The following is a 5016-nucleotide window of genomic DNA, read 5'->3' as shown; positions in this document are numbered from 1 at the left end:
CTATCGGATGACTCGGTAGCAGCGATCCGCCGCGCGTCCGACCATTACGTCGCCAACGCAGCGCGTTTTCGCAGCGGATTGAAGCTTGTACAAACCTGAAGGCAGCCGTCTAATTAGCCTTCGTCAGGGCTCCGTAAGCCAAGCGCCTTGACGCCCACGACCATGGCGATCTGCGGATCCTTCGATTGCGCTGTCGCTTTTTATGCGGAGCTCCGCATAACCGCAAAGGGATCGTATGACAGAGACAATCCGAAAGCGTCGCCGATAAAGGGGGTGGGTCGGTTCGACGACCTCGACCTCCGCCGGTAAGGGCACATCAGCGTCAGTATCAGGGGTATTCCTATATCGGTCGTGGCGCCATCGCACCAGCCAGCCTTGACTGCGTCTCGACACGCTCGCACGGGAAATCCTGTAGGCCGGGGCGAAGAAACAGCTCACCTGAGCAGAACGAATAAACGCACAGGAGTCGAATAAGCCGAAATCACGCTTGTCGATGTCATCCGTCGTGTAGATGATGCGGCGCACGCTCTCGGGATAGGCGAAGAACGGCACGACATGTTGCCAGTTGCGCCGCCAGCTCTGGGGTGATCGCCGGACATCGCTGGCCCCAATCGCCGGCCTCCAGGGCCTTCATTCCGGCTTCGGCGTCCGTGGCCCGGTAGATTGCCCTGAGCGCCGGCACGACGGCCTTGCGATCCTTCCATGAGACGAACTCGAGCGAATGACGGATTAGGTGCACGATACAGGTCTGGACCATGGTCTGCGGGAAGATGGCGTTAACTGCCTCGGGGAAGCCCTTCAGCCCGTCGACAACGGCCAATCAGGATGTCGCCGGCGCCACGGTTCTCCAGTTCGTTCATGACGCGCAGCCAGAACTTGGCGCCCTGGGTCTGCTCTCCAGATGCCGAGGATCTCCTTGGCGCCGTCGGGCAGGATGCAGAGCGCGATGTAAATGGCCTTGTTGCGCATGAAGCCCTCGTCCCTGATCTTGACCCGGATGGCCTCGAAGAAGACGAGCGGATAGACCGCGTCGAGCGGCCGGTTCTGCCATTCGGCCCTTCCTCCAGGACGGGCATCGGTCACGGCCGAGATCAGCTCCGACGACACGTCGATGCCGTAAAGCTCCTCCAGATGGCCGGGAAACTCGCGCACGCTCATGACGCGCGCATACATCGACACGATCTTGGCGTCGAAGTCGGGAAAGCGGCGCTGGTACCTGGCGATCAGCTTCGGGTCGAAGGTTCCCGCCCGGTCGCGCGGGATCGACAGTGTCATCTTCGAGCTGCCGGTCAAAACTGCCTTCTTCGAATGGCCGTTTCGGCGATTGGCACCGCCCTCGGCGCGCTCCTCATCGAGGTGCTCGTGAGGCTCGGCGTTCAGAATTGTTCCGAAAGCGCCTTCTTCAGGTCGTCGAGCTTGGCAAAAAACCTCATTCGGATTACGACCGGCAAGCAACTGGTCCAGAAGTTCCTTCTCGATAGCCATGTGATGATTCTCTCCTTTTCATCATCATGGCCTCACGTACAGAATTCCTGACAGTCCCGAGTTTGGTGGTGAAGCCGCCGCGCGATCGGCCAAGCGCCTCAGTTTCCTGAGTTCCCTTTTTATGCCGACTGCACAATGTGCCCGGACAACGGTACTATCGATCATGTCGGCGGTGGCATCGCGTTCCACCATCTCGGCGGAGTGTTCGAGCAGCCCATCGAACACCCCTGTCGCGACCCATCGCCGGTATGGGCGGAAGACGCTGTTCCACTTGCCATATTCATTCAGCGACCGAGTCTAGCGTCACGCTTTGTCCACGAAGCCTAGACTAAGACTAGATAGCTTCGGATGTAGCTGGGCTGCAACGTAGGAAAAAACGGAAAAGGTGAAGCCTGGAACGATTTCCTCGACAGAGCTCCGCCGCCAACGACATGGTAACGCTCGAGCACCAGCACCTTCAGGCCAGCTTTCGCTATCGCATACTCAGGTGGAGATCCTGTCGGCCATAAGATCGCGCTGGCGCGCGGCTTCTGCAAGGATTTCATCCTGATCCATTGTCGTGAGGCGGCCCTTTTCCATTACGACCTTGCCATCGATGAGAACTGTGTCAACCGGGATCATCGACGAGGACAGCGACAACAGGATACCCATATCGTCGCGCCAGGAATAATGGGTGATGTCGCGAGCTTCCCGGATGACCACATCGGCGCGCTTGCCCACGGCCAAGCTGCCCAGCTTGTCACCGAGGCCTACGTTCCTCGCAGCATCGATCGTCTGCATGTAAAAGGGATCGGAGTCATTCAGCCTTTCCCCAACCAGTCTCGACAGATAGAGGCTCATGAGGCCGGCGATCCCAATCGGATGGATCATGATCGTGTCGACACCGAGCGAAACACTTGCCCCATTTCGGTAGAGATGCGGAAACCAGCATTTATGCGGTGGCGTAATCCGATAGGCCATCGCATTGTTGGGGCACCAGGAAAGGCCCGGCTTCATCGCCAGGATGAGCTCGATGTCCTGTTCGTCAAGCATGTTCATATGCGCGAGCGTGGTGCTGGGCCCAAGGGCTCCGAGGCGATGCATACGCACTGTGCCGCAATCACCAAACTTCCTTCGCTCTTCCGCATCGGAGTCGGGGTCGAAGGCCTGGTGCGCCCAGAAGATCGCGTTCGAATCGGCGGCCACTCTTACCGCTTCCTGGATGAGCTCGTCCGTGCTGCTCGACCCTCCTTGCAGACCCACATAGCCGCGTACCATCGCATTGTCGTCCTTGTTGCGCGCAAGTTCGTGCTTGCACTGGTCGATAACCCGCCTCGCGTCCGCCGGCGCACGCCGCTTCAGCGTCTCGTTGTGCCCATGACCATCGTTCATGGCGGACGACAGATCGTCCCATCCCCATGCTGCGGTCACCATTCCGCGCACACCGCACTTTGTCATCGTTTCGGCAAACGCATCGGTTTCGATGACGGTGCCGGACTCGAAGTACAGGGTAAAGCCGCGTTGTAGCATCGAGCAGGCGGCCGCGGCCGTATAGGCGGCGGTTATCTCGGGGTCAGTCGCTCCCTTCATGCTCGAGTAGTTCACCTTGCTCGCTGCGCCCGACAGCGGCGAGAAAGGCGCTCCGTGATAAGCCATTCCCGTCGAATGCAGATGGGTTTCAATGAAGCCCGGGTGGACCAAAGCGCCTTGAGCGTCGATCTTGCGCGTTGCATCATACGCCGACAGAATCTCTTGCTCGTGACCTATCCCTACCACTACGCTATCAGAAATCGCTACGGCCCCCGGTCGATAGTGAGGCTGACTTCTGTCACCGGTAAAAATATCACCGTTGATGATGATAGTGTCGACGGTCTTCTTGTGCATTGTTTCGACCTTCTTGTGAATTGTTTCAACCTCTGGCGGAGCCATCCCACTTAGTGACCCGTGCTACCTGATTTGGTAGCTTTAGCGAGGCGGGTCATTCGGTTTGCGCCGTCGTGCTGATGCGCACGCTCCCTCATAGTCATCTTCTGGCTCGGCGAGCCCCTCGCTGGTCCGATGATGCCCTTGCCCGGCTCCAGCGCTGTCCGGCTGGCAGCGGGATTGGCTCCTGCATACCGCCAGCACGGATTGCGAAGAGTTAGTATGATACGCGCCCGCTTCATCGGTCTCGCTCTCAAAAAACCCGGAACGTCTCAGTGAGAAGCTCCGCGCGGAGATCACGTCACGGCGCTAGACTTCAGTGCGTCGCGGACGGAGAGGCCCTCCAATTCGAGGAGGGTCTCCTTCAGGCGCGCGGCATTGATCGCGCCGATGACGGGGCTAGCCAGCGTGAGGAACTTCGCTTCCACTTCCGCCTGTCCAAAAGCGGGCCCGCCGGGGGCGCCGGTTGGAACCTCGGCCTGGGCAGAAAGCGTTTTGCCATTCTGGAGGGTGATGCTGACGCGGGCCGGCAGGAGCCTTTGCGCATAAAATACCTCATCGGCACCGGCGAGGATTGAAAGACTGATCCGTGCTGCGGTTTGTTTAACACCTTCGTCAGCCAGGTCGCCTTCGCGGAGCCCCGTCGCGGAGGACTTGTCGTGCAGTTCGAGAGCGAGCGCATAGGGGATGTGAAATGCCGCTTCGATGGTGGATTGCGGCCAGGGGCCATCAAAGTCGTTAACGAACTTGCTTACGGTTTCGACATGAATGCCCCTAATGTCGGCATGGCCGAAACGATGGCGTGTCTGCAGCACGCGTAGGCAGTCGATCGCGGTGTGGATCCAGCGGCAGACGCCATAAGGCTTGAAGCCGGTCTCAAGGGTGAAGTAGCGTTCTCCCCACTGGTCAAGCATGTCCTCGGGCTCAAAGCGGTCGGAACCGGCCATGACCCAGAAGCCGTCTTCGCCGTCGAAGATGGTGCGGTTCCCATGGAAACCTTCGCGTACAAGGTCGACCGCAGTGATGGCCCCCTTGTTCCCCCATCCGTAATTGTTCTTCAAAAAGTTCATTGGCCGGGACTGGAATTTGCGTCCAAAGGGAAGCGGAGCATGCATCGGCGTCAGCCCGTAAGCATCGGCGATTTGCCCGGCGCTGAATCGGTGCAACAGGCTTGTTGCCGTGCAGGCGCCGAAAATCTGCCACTGCGCGAGACCGGTGACGTGGCGGGCGCGATCTTCGGTAGGCCGCATGGCCGCACCCAGGCGCAAAGACATTTCATAGCCACCGACAATCGCGGCGATCAGCGCCTTGCCGGAGCTGTTTACCTCTTCGGCAACGGCGAGCGCAGCCGGGATAATGGAGACGCCGGGATGCCCGAAAAGGACGTAGGAATCATCCAGGCTAAGCATACTGGCGCTATGGGCATTGGCATGAGCGGCATTAGCAGGATGGAAGCGCAGTGACGTGCCGAAAACGGTGCTGGGACCACCGGAATCGATACGCGCGAGATAGGGCGTCATTTGTCTCGCCCCTTGGCTAGCGCTTCCCGCGATCATGCAGCCGACATGGTCGAGGATGAGAAGCTTCGCCTTGTCGACTACTGCTGCCGGTAGTTCGTCGTACGTGAGG

Annotated in this window: 4 protein-coding genes; all 4 read right to left on the bottom strand. The window is 59.4% G+C overall.

Annotated elements, in window-relative coordinates:
- Positions 1-496: 496 nt before the first annotated feature.
- On the bottom strand, positions 497-820 hold the full coding sequence (locus EOA38_RS40995; RefSeq protein WP_281060124.1) for a transposase: 324 nt from the start codon (positions 818-820) through the stop codon (positions 497-499).
- On the bottom strand, positions 799-1485 hold the full coding sequence (locus EOA38_RS27815; RefSeq protein WP_281060123.1) for a transposase: 687 nt from the start codon (positions 1483-1485) through the stop codon (positions 799-801). Before EOA38_RS27815 ends, EOA38_RS40995 begins: the two co-directional genes overlap by 22 nt.
- Before the next feature lie 483 nt (positions 1486-1968).
- Positions 1969-3348: an amidohydrolase family protein gene (locus tag EOA38_RS27805; protein ID WP_189434955.1), complete on the bottom strand. Its 1380-nt coding sequence runs from the start codon at positions 3346-3348 to the stop codon at positions 1969-1971.
- A gap of 335 nt (positions 3349-3683) precedes the next feature.
- On the bottom strand, positions 3684-5016 hold a 1333-nt coding region (locus EOA38_RS27800; RefSeq protein ID WP_145966095.1), incomplete at its 5' end, for an MmgE/PrpD family protein.

This window comes from Mesorhizobium sp. M1E.F.Ca.ET.041.01.1.1 (genome assembly GCF_003997355.1).
Lineage (GTDB): Bacteria > Pseudomonadota > Alphaproteobacteria > Rhizobiales > Rhizobiaceae > Mesorhizobium.
Note: the sequence above shows the minus strand (reverse complement) of the source record. Positions and strands in the feature narration are given on the sequence as shown.